The sequence below is a fragment of the Planotetraspora kaengkrachanensis genome, from assembly GCF_016862895.1.
Taxonomy (GTDB): Bacteria; Actinomycetota; Actinomycetes; order Streptosporangiales; family Streptosporangiaceae; genus Planotetraspora; species Planotetraspora kaengkrachanensis.
In genome coordinates this window covers 44,987-65,053 of the sequence record NZ_BONV01000035.1, presented here as the reverse complement: position 1 = coordinate 65,053, position 20,067 = coordinate 44,987, and the positions used below count along the sequence as shown (strand labels likewise).

Below are 20,067 nucleotides of genomic sequence, written 5' to 3'. Positions count from 1 at the left end.
GGGGCGAACCCACTCCCTGGCCCTGCCTGCGGCTTTACCCGCACTCCCCCGGCCCCGGCTTGGCAGACCTTGCTCGTGAGAGAAAAAGAAGCACGTAGAGGGCGCCAATGGCGATGACTCCCCGTACCGCGCCCCCGATGTGCTGATCGATGGCCAGGGAGTTCAGTTCCGCGATCAACCCGCCGGTGGGGCTTCCCAGGACGGGGTCCTGCTGCAATGGCCTATACATCAAGCCGAGTTGCCGGTACCACTGCTCTCCGATCAACGGCCAGGTCAGCAAGACGGTGACGAGCACCGTCTGGACGGCGACGCCGCCGAGAACCAGCCGCGCACGGGTGGCCGAGCCCAGCGGCACAGGCAGCGGATCGATTCCGGCGGCCACCCAGAAGTAGAGGAGGCCCGTAGCCGTGAACGTCAGCTGGGTCGCAAGATTCACGGCCTGACTCGATTGGGAGTATCCGAACCAGTCGGTCGCATAGAACGAGAACACCGGGATCACGTAGGCGAGGAAGCCCACGATCGGTTTGGTCGCCCACCTTGCGAAGCGGTTGCTCAGCACGTCTGCCGGTCGGCCGAGAGCCTGCAAGGTCAAGGTGACCGGAGCGCCACCGGCCAGCAGCACGGGACCCAAGACCGTGATGACCACGTGCTGGACGGAGTGCAGGGAGAACATCACTCGTGCGTAGGTTCCGATACCGGTCACCTCTACCAGCGCGAGCATTCCGAGACCCGTGAACCACGCCCATGTCCGTCTTCGCGGCCATGCGATTCCTCTCATGGTCACGCGGCGAACCCCCACCGAATACGCCGCCGCGGCAGCGAGGAACAGCGAAATCAGGAAGGGGTTGGGGCGCCACTCGGTGATCAGCCGGGTGAACGTGAAGGGAAGCACCTCGTATCCGAGTAGGTGCCGGAGGTAAAGCAGTTCACCGCTCTGCACATTTGTTGCCGTGACGGGAGACACAGCGGGAGGTGCGGTACGAGACAGTGCGACCGCGAGTCCGATCGTCGCGCCCATGACCGCGACCTCGCCGGCGGCGAGCCGGAAAAACGGCCGCTTGGACTGCCCGCTTGCCAGTCCGGCCATCGTGGTACGGCGATGTCTCCAGCCGACGTATCCCAGCACGAACAGCGCCAAGATCTTGCCGCCGAGCAGCAGGCCGTACCGCGACGTCCATAACTGAGACGGCTCACCAAGCCGAAGCCAGCCGGCGACCGCACCCGACAGGGCCACCGCGATGAAGCACGTCAGCGCGACACGGCTGAAACGGCTGATACTGGAAGGTAGAAGTTCGCGCTCATTGCGCAGGTAGAGCAGGACGCCGACCAGGCCCCCCATCCACACCGCGACGGCGACGATGTGGACCATCATGGCCGATACGGCCAGGTCGTGGTCGACGGCCGACGTCGCGTGCCCGGCGAAGGCAGGCGGCACAAGCCCGAAGACGCTCGCCGCCAACAGCGCACGCGCCCATCCGGTTCGCGACACATTGCGACACACGGCACCGATGACGAGGGCGATCAAGGCGACGATAAGGAAAGTCCGTCCCTGCGTGATCGACAGGGTCAGATCCGCCACCGCCGCGACGGAGCCGATCTTGGAAAGCGGCACTCCTGAGACGTCAGACGCCGTCAGGACGACCACGAACGCGGTACTCACCGCCCAGCCCAGCGCCCATGTGCCCGCGGCCCGGATGCACCGCGTGGCAGCCGGGCTCAGCTCACCCGCTGATGTCGGCACCAGGACCGTCCCGGTGAACAACGCGCCGACGGTCGCCATGGCGCACACGTCGTGCGCAAGACGAACCAACGGCAGGGTCCAGGTGACCACGGCACCCGCCGTAGGCAGGAGGTATGCGAGATCACCATCGGCTCCGGCTCCACCGACCCACAGGCCCAGGACCAGGATCCCGATGCTGCATGCGGCGGCACCGGCGAAATATCCGCGAACAGTCCTCCTCTTCTCAGTGACTGTCCTCATCCACATCTCCCCGTCGCCGCATGGACAGCGCGCCGACTCCTATGAGGGCGAGGGCGGCGATTCCCAGCGCAATGAGCGCTCGCGTCCCCAGGCCCTCCGTTTGTGTAGCCGGCCGCGCCATGGAGGGCACGTGCGCTCCAGGCGGTAGCGCCACAGTTGGAGTAGGAGAGACATCCCGACCCGATGGCGACGGCTTCTCGTCCGGAGATTCGTCTGAAGAGGCGGCCTCGGCCGTCGCGGTAAGGGCTGACGTGGTCAGCGTGAAGGAGATCTGCCCCTTGATCGGATGACCGTCAGCCGACACCACTCGGAAGGCGACGACGTACCTTCCCGCTGCCTGGAGCGGCTTCAGCGATTGGCGAACCGTGTCGCGTTTGATCGCAACTGATCCATCCTCGTATCGCTTCCCTCCTGGCCCACTCACGATCACCGTCGCGAATTGAGGAAGAACCGTGTCGTTGAAATCCAGCAGGATGGTTCGGGGTGCGGTGTGCGGCTCGGACTTGTCCTTGGGATTGCTGGCCTCGAGAACGTTGTGGGCGAAGGCGCCCTGGGCCGCAACCGTTGACGCGCAGCCAAAGGAAACGATGCAGAACAGCCCTACCAACGCCCGGCGAACCGACCGTCGAGACATCACACCTCCTAGCGCGGCGGCTCAAGCCTTCTGTCCGGGTGGAGCACGGCGGCTCTAATGTCCCTGCGTCGTTTCCATCTGTCCGCCGAGCTGACCGTGCAGCGATGACAAGAGGTCCGGGCTCGCGATGACGGCCCATCGGTTGCCGACGAGATACGCCCCGCCGTACGACTGGGCGGAGTCCAGCCAGTCCCGCTTGCCCTTCTCGGTGGCGAAGCTGGTGATGGTGTAGCGCCCCCGCGGTGTCTGGCAGATCGCCTGACGCAGTTCGTCGGCATCGATCTGTACGTTCGGGCTAACGCAGCCGCTCTTGGCGGCCAACTGCTCGACGCTCAACGGCGGACCGGCACCCAAGGTGTGGGTACCGAGGGCGTGGCCCTGAACCGACGGATGGCTCCCGCCCTCAGATGAACAAGCCATGGCGAGCGGCAGAGTGAGGAAGACGGTCAGCCTGCGGAGCCTCAGACCCCAGTCCCGGCTCATCAGGCTGGGAGTGTGCTGTAGTCGACGAGTCGGGTGCTCTCCAGCGAGCTCGTGCGGGTCATTGACTTCACAGCACTCCCTCCACGGACGCCGGCGGATCCAGGCGCTCGGTGGGAGGTACGCAGAGCGTGTTTCCACGGTTCATTGAAAGCAGGTGACCCCTGGGACCGCATCTGGGGCGGCCGGACTCCAGGAGTCCAAGGACGATGAGTTTCGCCGTGGTTGCCGGTCTGTATCCCCAACACGCGATCAGCCGCACTCGAGGAGAGCACCATGACCGCTACCTACACATTCGACGTCTTTTCCAGCCTCGACGGCTTCGGTGCCGCCAGTGGCGACTGGACCGGTTACTGGGGCAAGCAAGGCCCCGAGCTCCTCGACCACCGCCTCGCCCTGTACGGCGAGGAGCAGCGGATGGTCTTCGGGGCCAACACGTATCGGGCGTTCGCGCGGATGCTGGCCTCGAGCACCGAGGAGTCCGAGGCGCGTGACCCATGGGTCACCCGGATGAGGAGCCTGCCGGCAACGGTGGTGTCGACGACACTGGAAGGATCCCTCGACTGGCCGGATGCGAACGTCGCGAGCGGCGATGCCGTCGACGTCGTCGCTCGGCTCAAGGAGGAGTCCGAGGTGCCGTTGCGCTCGCACGGCAGCCTGTCGATGAACCGGGCGCTGATGGCCGCCGGTCTGGTCGACCGCGTCCAGGTGACGCTCTTCCCTGTGATCACCGGTAAGACCGGGCTGGACCCGATCTTCCAGGGGGCGGCCGACTTCGACCTCGAGCTGATCGAGCGCCGGACGCTCGACGGCCACATCCAAGAGTTCATCTACCGCCCCACCCTGCATGTCTGAGTCCATCCACGTTCGGCCGAGACGCCTCGCCGTACCCACGGCGTCCCTTTGTCAAAGGTGTCCGCCAACTGATGGAACGTTCCCAGCGATTCCGGGACCGCCGCCGGCCACCCGGGCGGTCCACCGGAACACGACAGAACCAGGGTTCCGGCCAGTGTCCTCCCTGGGGTCCCCGAGCGGCCTGGCCCAGGAGAGTTGATTTCGAATACCCCGAGCCCTCCGCCGTGACGGTCGCCCTGCTCATCGCGTATCCGCTGATCGATGCGCGCAGTGCACCGTCGCCGACCGCGCTCGCCCGAGGCGGACCCGAACACATGAGGAGTACCGAGTCGATGAAACATCCGCCCATTGGCTGCTGGAGACACGACTGTGAGTGAGCCGGAGAGCGGCCCGCCGATCGCGCGCCGGGTGATGCTCTCGATGCTGGGCCTGGGCGCCGCCGGAATCGCCGCCGCGCCTTTCGTACAGAACGGCTGGGAGCGGGTCCTCGGGGCCGTCTCCCAGCACGACCCCACCGGGCTCAGCGGGCTGCTGCCCAACCCGGGCGGCTTTCGCTACTACAGCGTCACGGCCTCGGTGCCCAGGAAGACCGCGGCCGATTACCGGCTGGAGATCGGCGGGCTGGTCGAGCGGCCCGGGACGTACACGCTGGGCGACCTGCGCGCGCTGCCCCAGACCCGAATCGTCGGCGAGGCGAGGTGCACCGACGGCTGGCGGGTGCCGGACGTCCCCTTCGCCGGGGTGCTGCTCTCGGACCTGCTCGACGCGGCCGGGGTGCGCGCCGAGGGCAGGGCGGTCCGCTTCACCTGCTTCGACGGTGTCTACACCGAGAGCCTCACACTCGAGCAGGCCCGCCGGGCCGACGTGCTGATCGCCCTGGACATGCTGGACGAGCCGCTCACCCACGAGCACGGCGGTCCCGTACGGCTCTACGTGGCCCCGATGTACTTCTACAAGTCGGCCAAATGGCTGTCCGGCATATCCGTCACCGACAAGGTCATCCCGGGTTACTGGGAGGAGTACGGTTATGACGTCGACGGCTGGCTCGACCAGGAGGCCTGAGTCGTTGCTCCGGCGGTTCAGCCGTGGCGAGCGCCTGGTCCATCGATCCATCGCCACTCTGATGTCGCTGTGCGCGGGGTCGGCGGCCTGCCTGTACTTCCCGCCGCTGGCTCAGCTGGTCGGCCGTCGCCATCTGGTGGTCGTCGTCCACGAGTGGTCGGGGCTCCTGCTGCCCGCGCCGGTCCTCCTCGGTCTCGCCTCGCGCGCGTTCCGCGCCGACCTGCGCAGGCTCAACCGGCTGGCGCCGTACGACGGGCAGTGGCTGCGCGCGGTACGCAGGGGCACGCCGGGACCGCGCCCGGCCGGCAAGTTCAACGCCGGGCAGAAGATCTACGCAGGCTGGATCGCCGGAGCCGTACCGCTCATGACGTTCACCGGACTGCTGATGTGGTTCACCGGGGCTCTGCCGGCGATCTCCCGCGCGAGCGCGATCTTCGTGCACGACGTGACGGCGTTCGCCATCGCCGTCGTCGTCCTGGGGCACATCCGGCTGGCGTACCGGGACCCCGAGGCGAGGCGCGGGATGCGCACGGGCTCGGTGACGACCGCGTGGGCCAGAAAGAACCATCCCCAATGGGCCGAAGAGCCAGGTCGACGACGAACCGACTCGTCAAAGTGCGCGCCGCGATGCAGCGGAGGCGATGCTTCTTCTCACGCGGAAGGTCGTTGAAATGGACAGGCGTACGTTCTCCAAATTGGTGGTCGGCGGAGCCGCCGCGGCGGCTCTCCCCACCGGTTTCTCCGTGGCGCCCCTGCTGGCGGCACGCGGCTACCGTGTGATCGTCCCCTACCTGCGCGGACACGGCTCGACGCGCTTCCTGTCGACCCGGACGTCCCGCAACGCCCACCGGCCGCGATCGCCCTCGACATCATCGCGCTGATGGACGCGCTGAGGATCGAAAAGGCGATCCTCGGGGGCTTCGACTGGGGGTCTCGGACCGCCGACATCATCGCCGCACTCTGGACGAAGCGCTGTACGGCCCTCGTGTCGGTGTCCGGCTACCTGATCACGAATCGGGAGGCGAACCTGGAACCGGAAGCGGCTCGCCGCGGGCCCGAAGATCGCCGTGCCCACGATCACGCTCGACGCCGAACTCGACCCCCTTCACCCCCGCGGGAAACGGCTCCTCGTACCGCGACAACTTCACCGGGGCGTACGAGCATCGGACCCTCCACGGGGTCGGCCACAACGTCCCGCAGGAAGCTCCGGAATCGTTCGCCAGGGCGGTCGTCGACGTGGACCACTTCTGAGAACTCCGCGTAGCGGCTCGGCGCACGGGGGCCGGCCCGGTTGGCGTCCGGGCCGGCCCCGTGTGTTGGGGTGGGTGTGCGTTACGGCGCGGTGACGCCGTCGAGGATGCCCACCGCGTCGGTGCCCGGGGTGACGACCAGCTTGCGGGTGAGGGTGTAGGAGCCGCCCGCCGGCACGTCGACGTTGAAGCGACTCATCACCCAGTTGCCCGCGGCGTAGACGTCGAAGGCGCCGGCCGGCGTGCCGTAGACGAGACCGAAGACCTGCGGGTCGGTCCCGGTCATGCCGATGTACGGCTTGGTCGGGGCGTAGGCCGCCGTCGCGCCCGGCGTCACGATGCCGGCGCCCGGGATGACGCTGGCCTGGCCGGCCGCGTCGTGGTCCATCGCGTCACCGGTCCACACGTTGAGGGGAGCCGAGCCGGAGTTGCTCAGCTCCGTCGAGACCGTGGCGAAGTCGTCGCCCGGCTTCAGCGTGTACGTCGTCGCCGCCGTCAGACCCGTGAAGCCCTTGACCGGCCCGGATACCCGGACGACGGCCTTGTCGCCGGTCGCCTGGACGATCTGGACGTCGGTCGCCGCCACCGACCGGATGTCCCATGCGCTGGTGCCGGTCGGCTGGGTCGCCGAGACGTAGGGCAGGTTGATCCAGTCGAACTGGTCGGCCATGCCGCGGACGGCGATGTCGACCGGCTTGCCGCGGGTGCCACCGGAGAGCTGCGAGTCGTTGTAGGCGTCGGCGATCGCCATCGAGAGCTTGTCGTTCTCGAGCATGACGTCGCCGTAGCCCGCCTCGACCAGACCCGAGCCGATCTGCTTGCCGTAGCCCGCCTCGACCGTGACCGGGCGCAGTGCGACGTCGGCGACGCCGCTGCCCGCCGCCGGCACGGTGACCGTGCCGGTGGCCGTCTGGTAGCCCAGCCTGGACACCCGGACGTCGTACTGACCGGCCGGGGCCTTGACGAGGTACTTGCCCTGGGCGTCGGTGCTCGTGCTCGTGACCACTGTGCCGGCCTGCTCGAGGGTGACCCGGGCACCGGAGACGGCGGCGCCGCCCGCGGTGATCGTGCCGGCCGCGCGAGCGGCGTCCGGGACGGCCGCGTCGTGCAGGTCGATCTCGTCGGCCCACTTCGCGATGTTGCCGGTGGGGTCGCCGCCGGCGGTCGCGTAGTCGGTCAGGTGGTAGAAGCTGAACTGCTTGGTGGCACCGGGCGCCATCGTGGCGTCGTAGTAGAGACCCTCGATGTAGCCGTACGCGCCGACCGCGGTCGGCGTGTCCAGTGCCCACGCGAGACCGTGGGCAGCCTGGCCGTTCGTGGTGGCCGCGTCAGCACCGACGTAGACGTATTTCCCGGTCCAGCCTGAGGTCTTCAGACCCGGGTTGACGCCGCTGAACCCGGGGAGCCGGCCGTTGTCGGCCGAGCTGTCGGGGTCGATCATGTAGTTGAAGTAGCCCTGGTAGCCCGTCGTACCGGTGTTGGTCAGCTTGACCGTCATCTTCACGATCGGAGAATCGGGCAGGGTTTCGTAACGGACCTGCGCCTTGATGGCCGGGTCCGCCCGGTACTGACCGTTGCCGACCACTGCGGCGCCGTCGACCGAGAGGTCGGACAGGTCGAGCTGGTCGTTCGGCCGGTCCCACGAGTCGGGCGGCGTGAGGCTCGGACGCAGCAGCATCTCGCCCCAGTCGAGGGTCTCGGCGCCGTTCGCGTCGTTGAGCATGAGGTCCGACAGCGCGCCCTGGCCCAGACCACCGGCGAGGTTGTTACCGCCGACGCCGTTGTCGCCGGCGGCGTACGGCGTCACGGACGCCCGGATCTTGTCGTTGGCCAGGTAGTAGTACTCCTTGCCGGTGACGACGTCCGTGCGCGTGCTGCCGTTGCCGTAGTCCGGCGCGTACGTCGACTTGCCGGCGGTCGGGTGGACCACCTTGATCAGCTTCAGGTCGGCCGTCACGTTGCCGGTAGTGCGGACCGTGACGCCGGCCGTTGAGCGACTGTCGGCGATCAGGCCGCGCTTGGCCGCCGTGACGGTCCAGGTCGACGCCGGCAGACCGATCCGGTAGTGGCCCTGGGCGTCGGTGGTGGTCACCGCGGTGTCCTGACCGGCGGCGATGGCGGTGACCTTCGCGCCGGCGATCGGAGCGCCCGTCTCCGGGTCGCTGACCGTGCCGGTCACGGTCGCCCAGCGCTGCGCGGACTCGCCGCCGGGCACGTAGGCGTAGAGGTTGCCGTCCCAGGCGCCCGTCACGACGGTGTTGCCGCTGACGGCCGGGCCGGCGCCCACCCAGGTGCCGATCTCGTGGCTCCACAGGATCTGGCCGGTGTCGGAGGCCAGCGCGTAGAACCTGCCGTTGTTGGCGCCGACGAAGAGCGTGTCGCCGGCCACGACCGGGCTGGACATGACGCCACCGTGGTAGATGTCGCCGGGCAGCGCCCGCTCCCAGAAGACGTTGCCGGTCTGGGCGTCGAGGGCGACGACGGCGCCGCTCGGGAAGCCCATGTAGACGACGCCGTTCTTGACGGCCGCGGCGCTCGGGGTCGAGCCGCTCGAGACGAGCGAGGAGCGCGAGCTGTTGTACGTCCACAGCGTCGCGCCGGTCTTGGCGTCACGCGCGACGATGCCGTTGTTGGCGCCGATGAAGACCTTTCCCTCGGCCGCGGTCGGCACGCCGTCCTGCCAGCTGCCGAGCACCTCGGTTCCGGTCCACTTGCGGGCGCCGGTGGCCAGGTCGTAGGCGAGCACGCGGTCGGCGGTCTCGTTGCCGACGTACACGGTGCCGTCCATGACGGCGGGCGTGCCGTCGCTCATGGTCGCACCGGACATCGGGGAGGCCCAGATCTGCCGCCCGGTGCGGGTGTCCAGCGCCTTGAGGACGCCCTGGCTGCCGATGCCGAAGCGGGTCTGGTAGGGCCAGAGCACCGTGTGGCCGGAGACGGCCGGCGAGTAGTAGCCGTAGGTGCGCTGGTTGTTCGGGGCCGGCGCCTGCTCGGGCACGGCCTTCCAGCGCAGCTCGCCGCTCTTCGCGTCGACGGCGTAGAGCTCCGAGCCGAGGGTCGGCGCGAAGATCAGGCCGTCGCCGTACGCGAGGCTGCCGTGGATCGACTGCGGCACCTTGACGTTCCACAGCTCCTTGCCGTTCTTCAGCTGGACGGCGTAGATCCGGCTGTTGCCGTCGCCGTTCTCGTCGCGGGTGCCCGCGTAGACGACGCCGTCGTGGATGACCGGCGACCCGGTGAGGAAGGTGCCCTCGGTGCGGAAGCTCCAGGCCAGGCGGCGGCCGGCCTCCTGCGCCGGCGCGACACCGGAGTGGGCCACGTTGCCGTGGTGCTGGTCCCAGTCACCCGCGGCGACCGGCTTGAGCGCCGGCTCGTCGGTGAAGGTGAAGTCCGCCGACTTGGTCCAGGTCTTGCCCGCCGCGTCGACCACCTGCACGTCGATGCTGTGCTCACCGGCCGTCTGCCGGCTGTTGGGCAGGTTGCCCTGCCAGGTGAACTCGCCGCTGTGGTGCAGCGGCATCCAGTTCTTGTCACCGGCGATCCGGTAGCGCGCCGAGACGACCTCGTCTCCGGTGTCGTACGCGTTGATCTGGATGCCCGGGAAGTTCGCGGCCGGCACCTTCGATCCGGGCGCGGGGCTGACGATGGTGAGGTGCTCGTTCTCGCCGTACATCCGGAACGGGTTGTCGAAGCCCGGGCCCGCCATGTGGATGTAGCGGAAGCCGCGGGGCGCGTTGTCGATCGTGTACGAGCTCGACACGGTCTGGATGTGCTTGGCGGTCGAGGCGAACGCCGAGTGGTTCTCGACATGGTTGGAGTGCTCGTGGCCGACCAGAATCAGCTGCGCCTTGTATTTCTCGAGCACGTCACCGAAGGCGTCGTACTCCGATGGCGAACCGAACGGGACGTTCATCGGCTGGTGGGTGAGGACGACGAGCTCGATGTCGTTGGTCGGGTCGTCGTCGAGCGGAACGCTCGCGGCGAGGTCGTCCGTGAGCCAGTCGAGCTCCTCGTCGAACGGCGCCGAGCCGTTGTTCTCGAGCACCACGAAGTGCCGGTTGCCGTAGTTGAACGAGTACCACTCCGGACCGACGTTCTTGCGATAGTTGTCGATCTTGTCCGCGTACGCCGACCCGCTCGCGTACTCGTGGTTGCCGACGGCCGGCCACACGCCGACGGCCGACTGCTGGGTGCCGCGACGATACGTGTCGAACTGCCCCTGGCTGGCGTCGTTGGTGAGGTCCCCGCTGACCGCGATGAAGCGCAGGTCGGTGCCGGTGGAGTTGATCTCGCGGATCTGGTCGGGCAGCTGTGCGTTGACGTGCGGGTCGGCGATGTTGGCCCAGGAGAAGCGGTCGCCGTCCGAGATGTCGTCACGGACGAGCGCGAAGTCCGCGGTCGGCGTGGCGTCGTCGGCGAGCTGGCCGAGGTTGGCCCAGAACTTCGGCTCCCTGTACTGGTCCAGGCCGAACCGGTAACCCCGCGGCTGACCGGCCCACACGATGTCCGTCTTGCGGCGGTCGGTGGAGATCGTCAGTGAGTAGGAGCCGTCGGCGGCGGTCGTGGTGGCGGCCTTGCCGTCGGAGACGCGCACGCCGGCCAGGCCGACCTCGTCGGCGTTGCGCTGGCCGTCGCCGTTGGCGTCGACGTACACGACGCCGCTGACGGTGGCCTCCGGCGGGTCGATGGCGGCCGCCGCGTACGACGCGAGCGGGCCCGCCACGACACTGGCGGCGAGCCCCAGCGTGGTGGCGTACAGGACGACGCGCAGGCGCGCGCGTGTCCAGATGAACGCGGACATCGGGATCCTTCGGGATGGGGAGAGGGCGTGTCAGGTCAGGAGCGGCGAGCGTTCGACGAACCAGACCAGACCGGCACCGGCGACGGCGACGGTCGCCGCGACGGTGCCGAGCATGAGGGCGCGAGCGGCGACCGGCGTGGTCGCGACCCTGCGCAGGAACAACAGCGCCGGGAAGGCGAGCGTGATGATCGTCAACTGGACGAGTTCGATGCCGACGTTGAAGGAGACCAGGTCGGCCAGCGTCGAGGCCGACAGCGGCCCGTCGACGCTGAGCGCGCCCGCGAAGCCGAGCCCGTGCAGCAGCCCGAAGCCGAAGACCACGGGCAGCCGGTGGCTCGTCTTCGGCGAGAGCAGGTTGTCGAGCGCGACGAACGCGATCGACAGCGCGATGAGCGGCTCGACGATCCACCCGGGCACGCTGACCCAGCCGATCGCGGCCAGTACCAGGGTCACCGAGTGTGCGACCGTGAAGGCCGTGGCGACCTCGACGACGTCGCGCAGCCGCTTCGCGCCCAGCAGCAGCGCCAGCAGGAACAGAATGTGGTCGAGCCCGAAGAGCAGGTGCTCTGCCCCGAGTCGGACGAACCGCGGGATCTCGCTGAGCAGGTCGGTGCGCCCCACCGTGACGCTGGTGCGGGCGATGTCGAGCAACGTCGAACCGCGGTGGCCATCGATGTCGTAGGCCACCATCGTGGTGGTTTCGTCGACGACGCCGTCGGAGGCGCGGAAGATGTCGCTGCGGACGGTGAGCATGCCGGACGCCGGGCAGCCGTAGGCGAGCGCGACCCGCACCGCGCCGGAGTCGGCGAGTTCGACGCGGGCGTCGTCCTCAGCGGTGCACCCGATCGCGCCGCGGCTCAACCGCAGCCGCCCGCCGACGTACGCCGCCACGTCGCTCGCGTGCGCGTCCAGCGAACGGCGCCGCACCTCGGCGGCCGCACCGTCCACGCCGACCGCGTCCGGGCTCAGTGCACCGTCGAGACTCATCAGCCGGGCGAGGACGTCGTACTCCACGTCGACGACAGCCGCGACGCCGTCACCCTGGCTGCGCAGGTCGACCGCGACCGAGGTCGCGCGGACGTGCGCCTGCGCCGGAGCGGCGACGAGGAGCATGGCAGCAAGGGCGGTGAGGAACGCCAGGAGACGCACAGGCAGGCACTTCCGTCGTGGGGGGGAACGGCGGTCGTTGCCCAACCCTGCAGTGCTCGCTCCGCCCCCGGCAACTCGAGACGACCCAATTCACCCACCCTTCCGCTGCCGGTCACCCACCGGCCGAAAGCCGGTTTCTGGGCGCCGAAAGCCGGTTTCGGGGCTACGAGGCCCGCGTACGAAGCCGGGTGAGCCCTGCGGGGACCGGCCGTGGAGCACCCGCGTCACGACTGGCAGCGCTTGAGACCGTCCGGCGTGAAGCACGGCAGGTGCCCGAAGGCCTTCAGCACCTCCTGGCCGTTGCCCCTGATCATGTAATTGAGGAAGCTCGAGGTCAGGGAGTCGGAGGCCGGTGCGCCGTCGGTGTAGGCGTACTCGATCTCGGTGAAGCGGTAGGTGTCGTCGCCGATGGCCTTGATCGATGGCGCGTGGCCGTCGATGTTCAGCGTGTGCAGACCCTTGGTGGTGGCGGCGGCCCCGAGTTCGCTGTAGCCGACGGCGCCCTCCAGCCGGGCGACGGTCTTGAGCACCTCACCGGTGCTGCCGAGCTCACAGCGGATGACCTTGTCCTGCGGGGAGTTCTTGTTCTCGCAGTCCCGGGAGGTGAAGGCGGGCTCGCCCTGGCCGTCGAGGATGCGGCGGCGGAGCAGGTCACGGGTGCCGGAATTGGCGTCCCGGCTGACGAGCCGGATGGGGAGGTCAGGTCCGCCGAGGTCCTTCCAGTCGACGACATCGCCCTGGTAGATCCGGCGTATTTCGTCGACTGTCAGATTCTTGACGTTCACCTTGTCGTTGACCACGAGGGCGAAGGCCGCGATGGCGACCCGGTCCTCCCGCAGTTGCGTGAAGCTTGCCGGCTTGGGACCGTCCGAGAGCGCGAGCAGGGCCGGCGAACCGTTGTCCGCGCCTCCCGCTTCCGCCAGTTCCCGCACGCCCTCGTTGCTGCCGTGCGCGTCCACGGTGATCTCTGAACCCGGGCACTCCGCGACGTACCGACTGGCCAGTTCCTTCATGGCGGGGGCGAAGGCCGTGGAGCCGACCACCTTGAGTCTTCCCGTGGCGCAACCGATGGGTGGCGCCGGCTGCCGGAAGACGATGATGCCCGCGAGCGTGAGGAGGCAGACGGCGAGCACGATGGTGGTCCCCAAAGCGGGCTTGCTGAACAGGGGCGGCTTGTCGTCGACCGACATGCTGCGGGTGCGCTCCACCTTGCCGTCCTGGATGCCCCCGGTGACGTCGATCTTGTCGCCGGCGTGGCCTCCGCTCAGCAGCACGAGCAGCTTGAAGTGCTGGTCTTCATTGAGCGGAACGCGGGGCAGACGGATCGTGTTGCCGTTGTACTGCATCCCTCCCTTGCCCTCGACCGGGACGAAGTGGCCCAGCAGATGCTCTGCCTTGGGGTCGGGGATGACCTCGACGCTTCGTACGGTGCGCTCGGCGAAGACCACGGTGAGGCCGTGATTCTTGTCGGGGTTGGTGTAGTCGGCGTCGGAGATGCTGCTCGTGCCGGTGTTCTCGATGCGGACAAGCGCAAGGGTGGGATTGGACATGCCGGGTTGATCGGTGAAGAGCCCGAGCGGCGCGTCCGGCTGCGCCTGTGTGTCGCCGGCGTTGCCACCGATGGAGGTGTCCATCTGCACGCGGTGGCCGATGTGTTTGCCACGGCGGGTCCGGAGTTGGTACACGGCGCCGGCGGCGGGGGCCACGAGGCCGAGCAGCGCCGCCACCACGGCGACGACGTTCTCAGGGCTCAACCAGTCCACGCGCGCGACGCCCCCCGTGAATGTCCCTGGAAATCCTATGGCAATGAGCCATATCTGATCTTTGGTCACCATATGTGGCGACAATGGAGACGAGCGTGATTTAACGGACCGGTTCTCCGATGTTCGTCAGGAGTTCGCCGCCGCCCAACGGCGACCGGCGAGGCAGGCCGCCGACCAGCCGCGAGGTCGTCGTCAACATCATCGGCTGGTGGGGTGGAATTGAAGCATGACCCGTTGGGTGCTCCACGTCGACCTCGACCAGTTCGTGGCCGCCGTTGAGCTGCTGCGCCGCCCGGAGCTGCGCGGACGTCCGGTCGTCGTCGGCGGCGACGGTGATCCGACCAAGCGGGGCGTGGTCAGCACGGCCTCCTACGAGGCACGCGCGTACGGCGTGCACTCCGGCCTTCCTCTGCGGACGGCGGCGCGGCGCTGCCCCGATGCGGTGTTCCTGCCCGTCGACCGGGAGGCGTACGAAGCGGCCTCGTCAGAGGTGATGGCGACGTTGCGGGAGATCGACGCCGTGATGGAGGTGGTCGGCTGGGACGAGGCGTTCCTCGGGGTCGGAAGCGACGACCCGGAGAGGACGGCCCAGGAGATCCGCAGGCGCGTGCGCGAGTCTACCGATCTCGACTGCACCGTCGGCATCGGACGGAACAAGCTGCAGGCCAAGCAGGCGACCGGATTCGGCAAGCCTGCCGGGGTCTTCAGGCTCACCGAGGAAACGTGGTTCGAGATGCTCGGAGAGCGGCCCACCGACGCGCTGTGGGGAATCGGCCCCAAGACGGCCCGGCGGCTGGCCGGGCTGGGGATCGACACCGTCGGGCAACTCGCGGCCGCCGATCCGGTCGTTCTCGCCGCAAAGCTCGGCCCCACGACCGGCCCGTGGCTCGTTCGGCTGGCCCACGGTCAGGACCGCTCGCCGGTCGTCGGCACACCCTACGTGGCGCGGTCCCGCAGCCGGGAGACCACCTACCAGCACGATCTCGATGACTGGGGCCAAGTGCGGCGCGAGGTCGCCGGCCTGGCGCGGCGTGTCGCACATGACGTCGCCATCGAGCGGCGACCTGCGACCCGCGTCGTGGTGAAGGTGCGGTACGCACCGTTCATCACGCATACCCACGGCCACGCACTCGCGACGCCGACCGCGGAGGTGACGGCGATCGAGCAGGCCGCCCTCGCCGCCCTCGATCGGTTCACCGAACGGCGGCCGGTGCGGTTGCTGGGCGTCAGGGCCGAGCTTGTCCGCTAGTGAAGGACGCGTCCATCAGCGCGCCGCCGATCTCCGCCTTACGGCCGCGGCGACGGGCTCACGCCCTGGCGATGTAGTGGAGGATCACGCCGTGCACGTGGTGGCTCTTCTGCTCGCCGCGGAAGTCCACCTCGTAGACGTGCGTGCCGACGTTGATCGCGATGGACCCCGAGGAGAAGAACGAGCCGGCCAGCGACTTGTTGCTCACCACGCTCACACTGGTGATCTTCGAGTACGGGATGCTCGTGATCGCGACCTTCTTGCCCACGAACGACTTGTCCTGCAGCACCACACGGCGGTCGGTGAGCCCCAGGAAACCCGTCCCGGCGCCGATGGCGTCGTATACGGCGATGATCTGCTCCCCCGGCATCAGACCCGCCTGCACCTGCTGCAACTGGTCCGCTCTGTCATGCGGAACGGTCTGGTTCATGTGCGTCCCCCCAAGTGGTGTCCGGCTCGCGATCAAGCAGAGTGGACATGGCTCACGGAATGATCTCAGGGAGCGAACAACCTGAGGACATCCCCGGAACGGTGGACACCGACCTGCCGAAACAGAGTCGGGACTCCCCGCACATCAGGCCTCCGCGTAGCAGGCGATACGACGATGCGGCTTGCGATGCTCAGCGCTGACCATGCCTGCGGGAGTTCTGGCCGGTGGCGGTGGTCAGGTCGAGGCGCCGGTCGAGAAGTGTTGCCGATATCGCTCCGGGGTGGTGGTCAGGTGCCGGGCGAAGACCCGGTGCAGGGTCTCGCCGTGTTTGTAGCCGACCATCCTGGCGATGGCGCCGACGGTCAGGTCCGTCGTCTCCAGCAGGCGGCGGGCCGCCTCGACACGCAGGCTTTCCACGAAGGCGCCCGGCGTGCTGCCGGTTTCGGCGCGGAAAGCACGGGCGAAGCTCCGCTCGCTCATCCCCGCCCGCCGTGCCAGCACGGCCACGCTCAGATCTTCTCCCAGATGGTCGGGCAGCCATTGCTGTACGGCCCGGATCGCCGGGGTCCGTGCGGGCTGCGCACGCAGTTGGGTACTGAACTGCGCCTGGCCCCCGGGCCTTCGGGTGAAGACGACGAACCAGCGGGCGATCAACTGCGCCACCTCGGTGCCGTGGTCGTCCTCGACCAGGGCCAGCGCGAGATCGATGCCGGCGGTCACCCCCGCCGAGGTCCACCGGTTCCGGTCGCGCACATAGATCCGGTCCGGTTCGACGAGTACGCGGGGGAAACGCTCGGCGAGCAGCCGGGTCGACCCCCAATGTGTCGTCGCACGGTAGCCGTCGAGTAGCCCGGCCGCGGCCAGGAGCAGCGAGCCTGCGCAGACCGCGGCCACGCGTCGCGACCGCCGAGCGAGTGCCGCAAGCTCCCGGACCACCTCGGCGGACAGCGTCGGGTCGAAGACCCCGTTGCCGCCGATCACGATCATCGTGTCGATCTCGTCGTCGCCGGACGCCATCTCCCGCAGCGAGTGCTCGACCTGCACCGTCAGGCCGTTGTCGACGGTGACGACGCCGGCACGTGGCGCCGCCGTCACCAGACGGTAGACCGTGGTTCCGGTCGCGGTGTTCGCCGCACCGAAGATGTCCATCGGGCCGGCCAGCTCGATCAGCTGAATGCCGTCGTAGACCACGAGGACAACGGTGCGAAGCGCTGGCATGTCCCTATTTTCGCGGTTATCAAGGGCTTTGCCGCAATCCGGCGTGACTGTCGAACGCGTGTGATCGCGGCGGAACCGCTCGCCCGGTGAATCACGAGACCGGTCGGCCGGGCCGGTCACCCAACCTGCCGCGCCGGCTTGCCGGCATGATTCCGCAGGAAGGGAATGATCAGTTCGGCGACTCGATCGCCGAACTGCGAGTGCGGGTAGTGCCCGCCGTCGACGACGGCGACCCGGCCGATACCGGGAGGCATGGCCGCGACGACCGCCTCGCCTTCGGCCACCGGGTCAGAGAAGTCCGGGTCCTCAGAGCCCATGATCACTAGCGCGGGACACCGTACACCGGGCAGATGCGCCTCGGCGTCGGCCGGAGTGGTTTTGCCGGTCTTCATGAACTCCTCCCATCGGCCGGGCTGTCGGAGCGCCGTCATCAGGCCTTCGACGTGACGACGGCACTCATCCGGCATGCCGGGATAGGCGACATCGAGGTAGGCGCGCCACAACCTCGGGGACTTCAACAGCAGCGCCCCCATCAACCGCGCAATACCCCGGCGGTACCGCCGAGCGGTGAACAACGCGCCGACATCCAGCCGCTGGGACTTGGTGATCGGGTTGATCTCCACGATCGCGGTGACGAGTTCCGGCGCCTGCGCCGCGGCGATGGTGGCGGCGCCGCCGGACAGCGAGTGCCCGACGATCACCGCGGGGCCGCCGAAGTGCCGGATGACCCCGAGCAGGTCACCGGCGACGTCGGTGCGGCCGATGGCGGCCTTCCCGGTCACCGACGGCCAGTCGAGGCTGGACTCCCCGTGCCCGCGCATGTCCACGTTCACCACGCGGTAGCCCGCGTCGGCCAGCAAGGGCACGAGGTGGCGATAGTCGCGTCGCCCGCCACCGATGCCATGCGAGAGCACCACCAAGGGGCCGTCACCGATCACATCGCAGGCGATCCGCCCGCCGTCGAGAGTCACGAACTCGGTCATCTGCCGTTCCTTCCTGGCGCTCCATCAGCCGCGACATCCGCGACACGCCGATTGAACGCCGGAAGACCCCCGACGGGACAACCGCGGGCAGGATCGGTCAGACGGACAGCCGCTCCAGTCAGAGGCTGACCCGAAGTGCACGCCGGCCACGTCGCGGGCCTGACCACGAGGTCGAGACAGGGGCGCTTTGGTCGCGGAGCTTCCGGGTGGCCGGCCTACCGGACCATGCGGTCGGTCACTTCCTTGGTCGACGGGACCCAATGGGCAAGGAACCGGTAGTTGATGATCGCCGCCTGGTAGCCGTCACCCCAGTCGGGGTGCCGGGGGCCGGCGGTGGCGTCCTTGACGACCGCGACCTGGAAGCCCTGTTCGAGGAATTCGCGTAGGTGGGACTCGACGCACATGTTCGCGAGCATGCCGCCGAGGATGACCTTGTTGATCCCGCGTTTGCGCATCTGCAGGACCAGATCGTTGGTCTGCGGCCCGAACACCTTGTGCGGGGCGGCCACGATCGTCACGCCGTCGTTGATGTACGGCTTGAACCGATCCAGCCAGTCGGCGCCGGAGCCGGCGAAACCGGTCAGATCGAGCGGGCCGCTCCGGGCGAACGTGCGGGTCCGGAGTTCCTCGGCCTCCAGAGGACCGTTGAACAGCCAGCCGTTGTCGGTGGGATAGAAGTAGTGAGGGGATATGAACACCTCATAGCCCTCTTGCTTCGCGGCCCTGAAGATCCACTCCATGTTCTCAATCGTGCCGTTCTCAGTGACGCTTGCTCCGACCGCGGCCCAGCTCGTCCGGTCTCGCTCAGCACGTCGTTCTGCGGGTCGATGAAGACAATCCCTGTGTCACTCTGCTGGATTTCCATCGCATCGTCGCCTTCTTTGCCGTTTGCGAACGCTGCGGGCTGGGCTTCCCGGGTCCGAACCCTATCCACACGGCTACAGTCACCAGGTACCCGCTTACGGCCGGTTGGCAACCGCCACGGCCGCCAGAGCGAGGCCGGAGCGCCCTCGTACAGCCCTCAGACCGGGCCGGCATTCCGCGGTGCGAGGAACTGGAGGTCGGCGCCACCTCCGGCGCACGTAGCAACCAGCTTTGAAGGTCGGCACGTGATCGTCTAGCGTGCTGCGACGCTGGTCACGCGCCTAATCGTCTCGCTCATGGCTTTCCGTGGCTTGCCGTGAGTCATCGCCCTGACGGGCACGCGACGGGCACGGGGCGAGAAGGCTCAGAGCCTCCGCAGAGAGCTGCCGGGCTCCATCGCCATATGGCTCAAACCAAGGGCGGTGGCCGTGTCACTCTGCTTCATCGCTCGGGCAGTCGTCTACCTGGTCGAAGCGGTCCCGGGTTGTTCCACCTCGTTCAGTTCCGTGGCTCCCGACTTGGCTCCCGTGTGGGAGCGCAGCCAATCATGAGGCAGACTTACGGTCGTGGCGACGGCTCCGGATCCATCGACGCTGTATCCAGACGTAGCGGCCAAGGGCAGCCTCGCGGCGGCGCTACAGGCCGTAGTGGCCGAGCAAGGGTTTTCTTTCCCTGTGATCGTCTCTGAGTCCGATCTTCTGCGTCTCGCTGCGGTCCCGAGCGCCACTCCACACCGCGAAACGCTGATCGTGACGGGCTGGCACTTCGAGCGGAGGTGGTCTGTCGGCGGCTCCGGCAAAGGCAAGCTGCTGATCTACGGAGAGACGGAAGACCTCAACGAGGTTGTCAGAGCGGCACAGGCCTGGCGCGAAGGCGTGCCCCTACCTGAAATCCGCAAGGCAGCGCCGTTCGTCGAGCTGACTGGGCGTTACGAGACACCGGATGACAGCCCCGCCCACGTGGTCGCCTCGGAATGGCAATACATGCTCAAGGACGCGCAGGATTCGAACTGGCCCGAGTACCTGGCCCTGATCGAGGCGGCGCACGCTGAACCGAAACTGCGTCAGCTGTACCCGTACACGAGCCATTGGTCCTTACGGTTCTCCACCACCACCGCCTACCCGTTCTCTCCCGACTTCGTCTGCCTGGTCGCATCCCAAGGGGGGACCTACAGCGTCAGAGCGCATTGGGGTGGCCCGGTCCTTGCGGAGGTCGCCACGGCGAAGGAGGCAGTGTCTATGGCTGTTCGTCGCCTACCCGCCGACCTCGGTCCGGCCGTTGCCGGACCATATGAACGGCAGAACCACTGATCACTTGGGCTAACCCGCGATCTCCTCCTCGCTTCTGG

At 68.2% G+C, this 20,067-nt stretch carries 15 protein-coding genes and 1 pseudogene; 6 read left to right on the top strand and 10 right to left on the bottom strand.

Annotated elements, in window-relative coordinates; all coding sequences use genetic code 11:
- Positions 1-34 precede the first annotated feature (34 nt).
- The 3 genes from Pka01_RS30125 to Pka01_RS30115 form a co-directional block, all read right to left on the bottom strand.
- Positions 35-1,831, bottom strand: coding sequence for a bifunctional copper resistance protein CopD/cytochrome c oxidase assembly protein (locus Pka01_RS30125; protein WP_203886309.1), 1,797 nt, complete (start codon positions 1,829-1,831; stop codon positions 35-37).
- A gap of 133 nt (positions 1,832-1,964) precedes the next feature.
- On the bottom strand, positions 1,965-2,615 hold the full coding sequence (locus tag Pka01_RS30120) for a copper resistance CopC family protein (RefSeq protein WP_203886308.1): 651 nt from the start codon (positions 2,613-2,615) through the stop codon (positions 1,965-1,967).
- A 54-nt stretch (positions 2,616-2,669) separates the two neighbouring features.
- A complete protein-coding gene (locus Pka01_RS30115) occupies positions 2,670-2,951 on the bottom strand; it encodes a hypothetical protein (RefSeq protein ID WP_203886307.1) in 282 nt (93 codons plus the stop codon).
- A 420-nt stretch (positions 2,952-3,371) separates the two neighbouring features.
- Here Pka01_RS30115 and Pka01_RS30110 point away from each other — a divergent pair, with 420 nt between their 5' ends.
- The 4 genes from Pka01_RS30110 to Pka01_RS30095 all read left to right on the top strand — a co-directional run bounded on the left by Pka01_RS30110 (position 3,372) and on the right by Pka01_RS30095 (position 5,893).
- Positions 3,372-3,950, top strand: coding sequence for a dihydrofolate reductase family protein (locus Pka01_RS30110; RefSeq protein WP_203886306.1), 579 nt, complete (start codon positions 3,372-3,374; stop codon positions 3,948-3,950).
- A 369-nt stretch (positions 3,951-4,319) separates the two neighbouring features.
- Positions 4,320-5,012: a molybdopterin-dependent oxidoreductase gene (locus Pka01_RS30105; protein ID WP_203886305.1), complete on the top strand. Its 693-nt coding sequence runs from the start codon at positions 4,320-4,322 to the stop codon at positions 5,010-5,012.
- Positions 4,978-5,682, top strand: coding sequence for a cytochrome b/b6 domain-containing protein (locus tag Pka01_RS30100; RefSeq protein WP_203886304.1), 705 nt, complete (start codon positions 4,978-4,980; stop codon positions 5,680-5,682). Before Pka01_RS30105 ends, Pka01_RS30100 begins: the two co-directional genes overlap by 35 nt.
- Before the next feature lies 1 nt (position 5,683).
- On the top strand, positions 5,684-5,893 hold the full coding sequence (locus tag Pka01_RS30095; RefSeq protein ID WP_203886303.1) for a hypothetical protein: 210 nt from the start codon (positions 5,684-5,686) through the stop codon (positions 5,891-5,893).
- Positions 5,894-6,344: 451 nt separating this feature from the next.
- Here the strand turns inward: Pka01_RS30095 and Pka01_RS30090 are convergent, their stop codons facing one another.
- The 3 genes from Pka01_RS30090 to Pka01_RS30080 form a co-directional block, all read right to left on the bottom strand.
- On the bottom strand, positions 6,345-11,063 hold the full coding sequence (locus tag Pka01_RS30090; RefSeq protein WP_203886302.1) for an outer membrane protein assembly factor BamB family protein: 4,719 nt from the start codon (positions 11,061-11,063) through the stop codon (positions 6,345-6,347).
- Between the two features lie 30 nt (positions 11,064-11,093).
- On the bottom strand, positions 11,094-12,212 hold the full coding sequence (locus tag Pka01_RS30085) for a HupE/UreJ family protein (protein ID WP_203886301.1): 1,119 nt from the start codon (positions 12,210-12,212) through the stop codon (positions 11,094-11,096).
- Between the two features lie 224 nt (positions 12,213-12,436).
- Complete coding sequence (locus Pka01_RS30080) at positions 12,437-13,975, bottom strand: PstS family phosphate ABC transporter substrate-binding protein (protein ID WP_203886300.1); 1,539 nt, start codon at positions 13,973-13,975, stop codon at positions 12,437-12,439.
- Positions 13,976-14,201: 226 nt separating this feature from the next.
- Between Pka01_RS30080 and Pka01_RS30075 the strand changes: the two genes are divergently transcribed.
- A complete protein-coding gene (locus Pka01_RS30075) occupies positions 14,202-15,224 on the top strand; it encodes a DNA polymerase IV (protein ID WP_203886299.1) in 1,023 nt (340 codons plus the stop codon).
- 58 nt (positions 15,225-15,282) lie between these two features.
- On the opposite strand, the gene Pka01_RS30070 is transcribed toward Pka01_RS30075, so the two are convergent.
- From Pka01_RS30070 to Pka01_RS30055, 4 genes and pseudogenes are all read right to left on the bottom strand, one after another.
- On the bottom strand, positions 15,283-15,654 hold the full coding sequence (locus Pka01_RS30070; RefSeq protein WP_203886298.1) for a PH domain-containing protein: 372 nt from the start codon (positions 15,652-15,654) through the stop codon (positions 15,283-15,285).
- A 234-nt stretch (positions 15,655-15,888) separates the two neighbouring features.
- The gene (locus tag Pka01_RS30065; RefSeq protein WP_203886297.1) at positions 15,889-16,872 is read right to left on the bottom strand and encodes a GlxA family transcriptional regulator; all 984 of its coding nucleotides are present in this window, start codon (positions 16,870-16,872) and stop codon (positions 15,889-15,891) included.
- 116 nt (positions 16,873-16,988) lie between these two features.
- Positions 16,989-17,855, bottom strand: a complete 867-nt coding sequence (locus tag Pka01_RS30060; protein WP_203886296.1) for an alpha/beta fold hydrolase — start codon at positions 17,853-17,855, stop codon at positions 16,989-16,991.
- Between the two features lie 215 nt (positions 17,856-18,070).
- Positions 18,071-18,622: pseudogene (locus Pka01_RS30055) on the bottom strand (isochorismatase family protein); the annotation flags it as partial.
- A 663-nt stretch (positions 18,623-19,285) separates the two neighbouring features.
- Here Pka01_RS30055 and Pka01_RS30050 point away from each other — a divergent pair.
- On the top strand, positions 19,286-20,029 hold the full coding sequence (locus Pka01_RS30050; RefSeq protein WP_203886295.1) for a DUF6193 family natural product biosynthesis protein: 744 nt from the start codon (positions 19,286-19,288) through the stop codon (positions 20,027-20,029).
- The last annotated feature ends 38 nt before the right edge of the window (positions 20,030-20,067 follow it).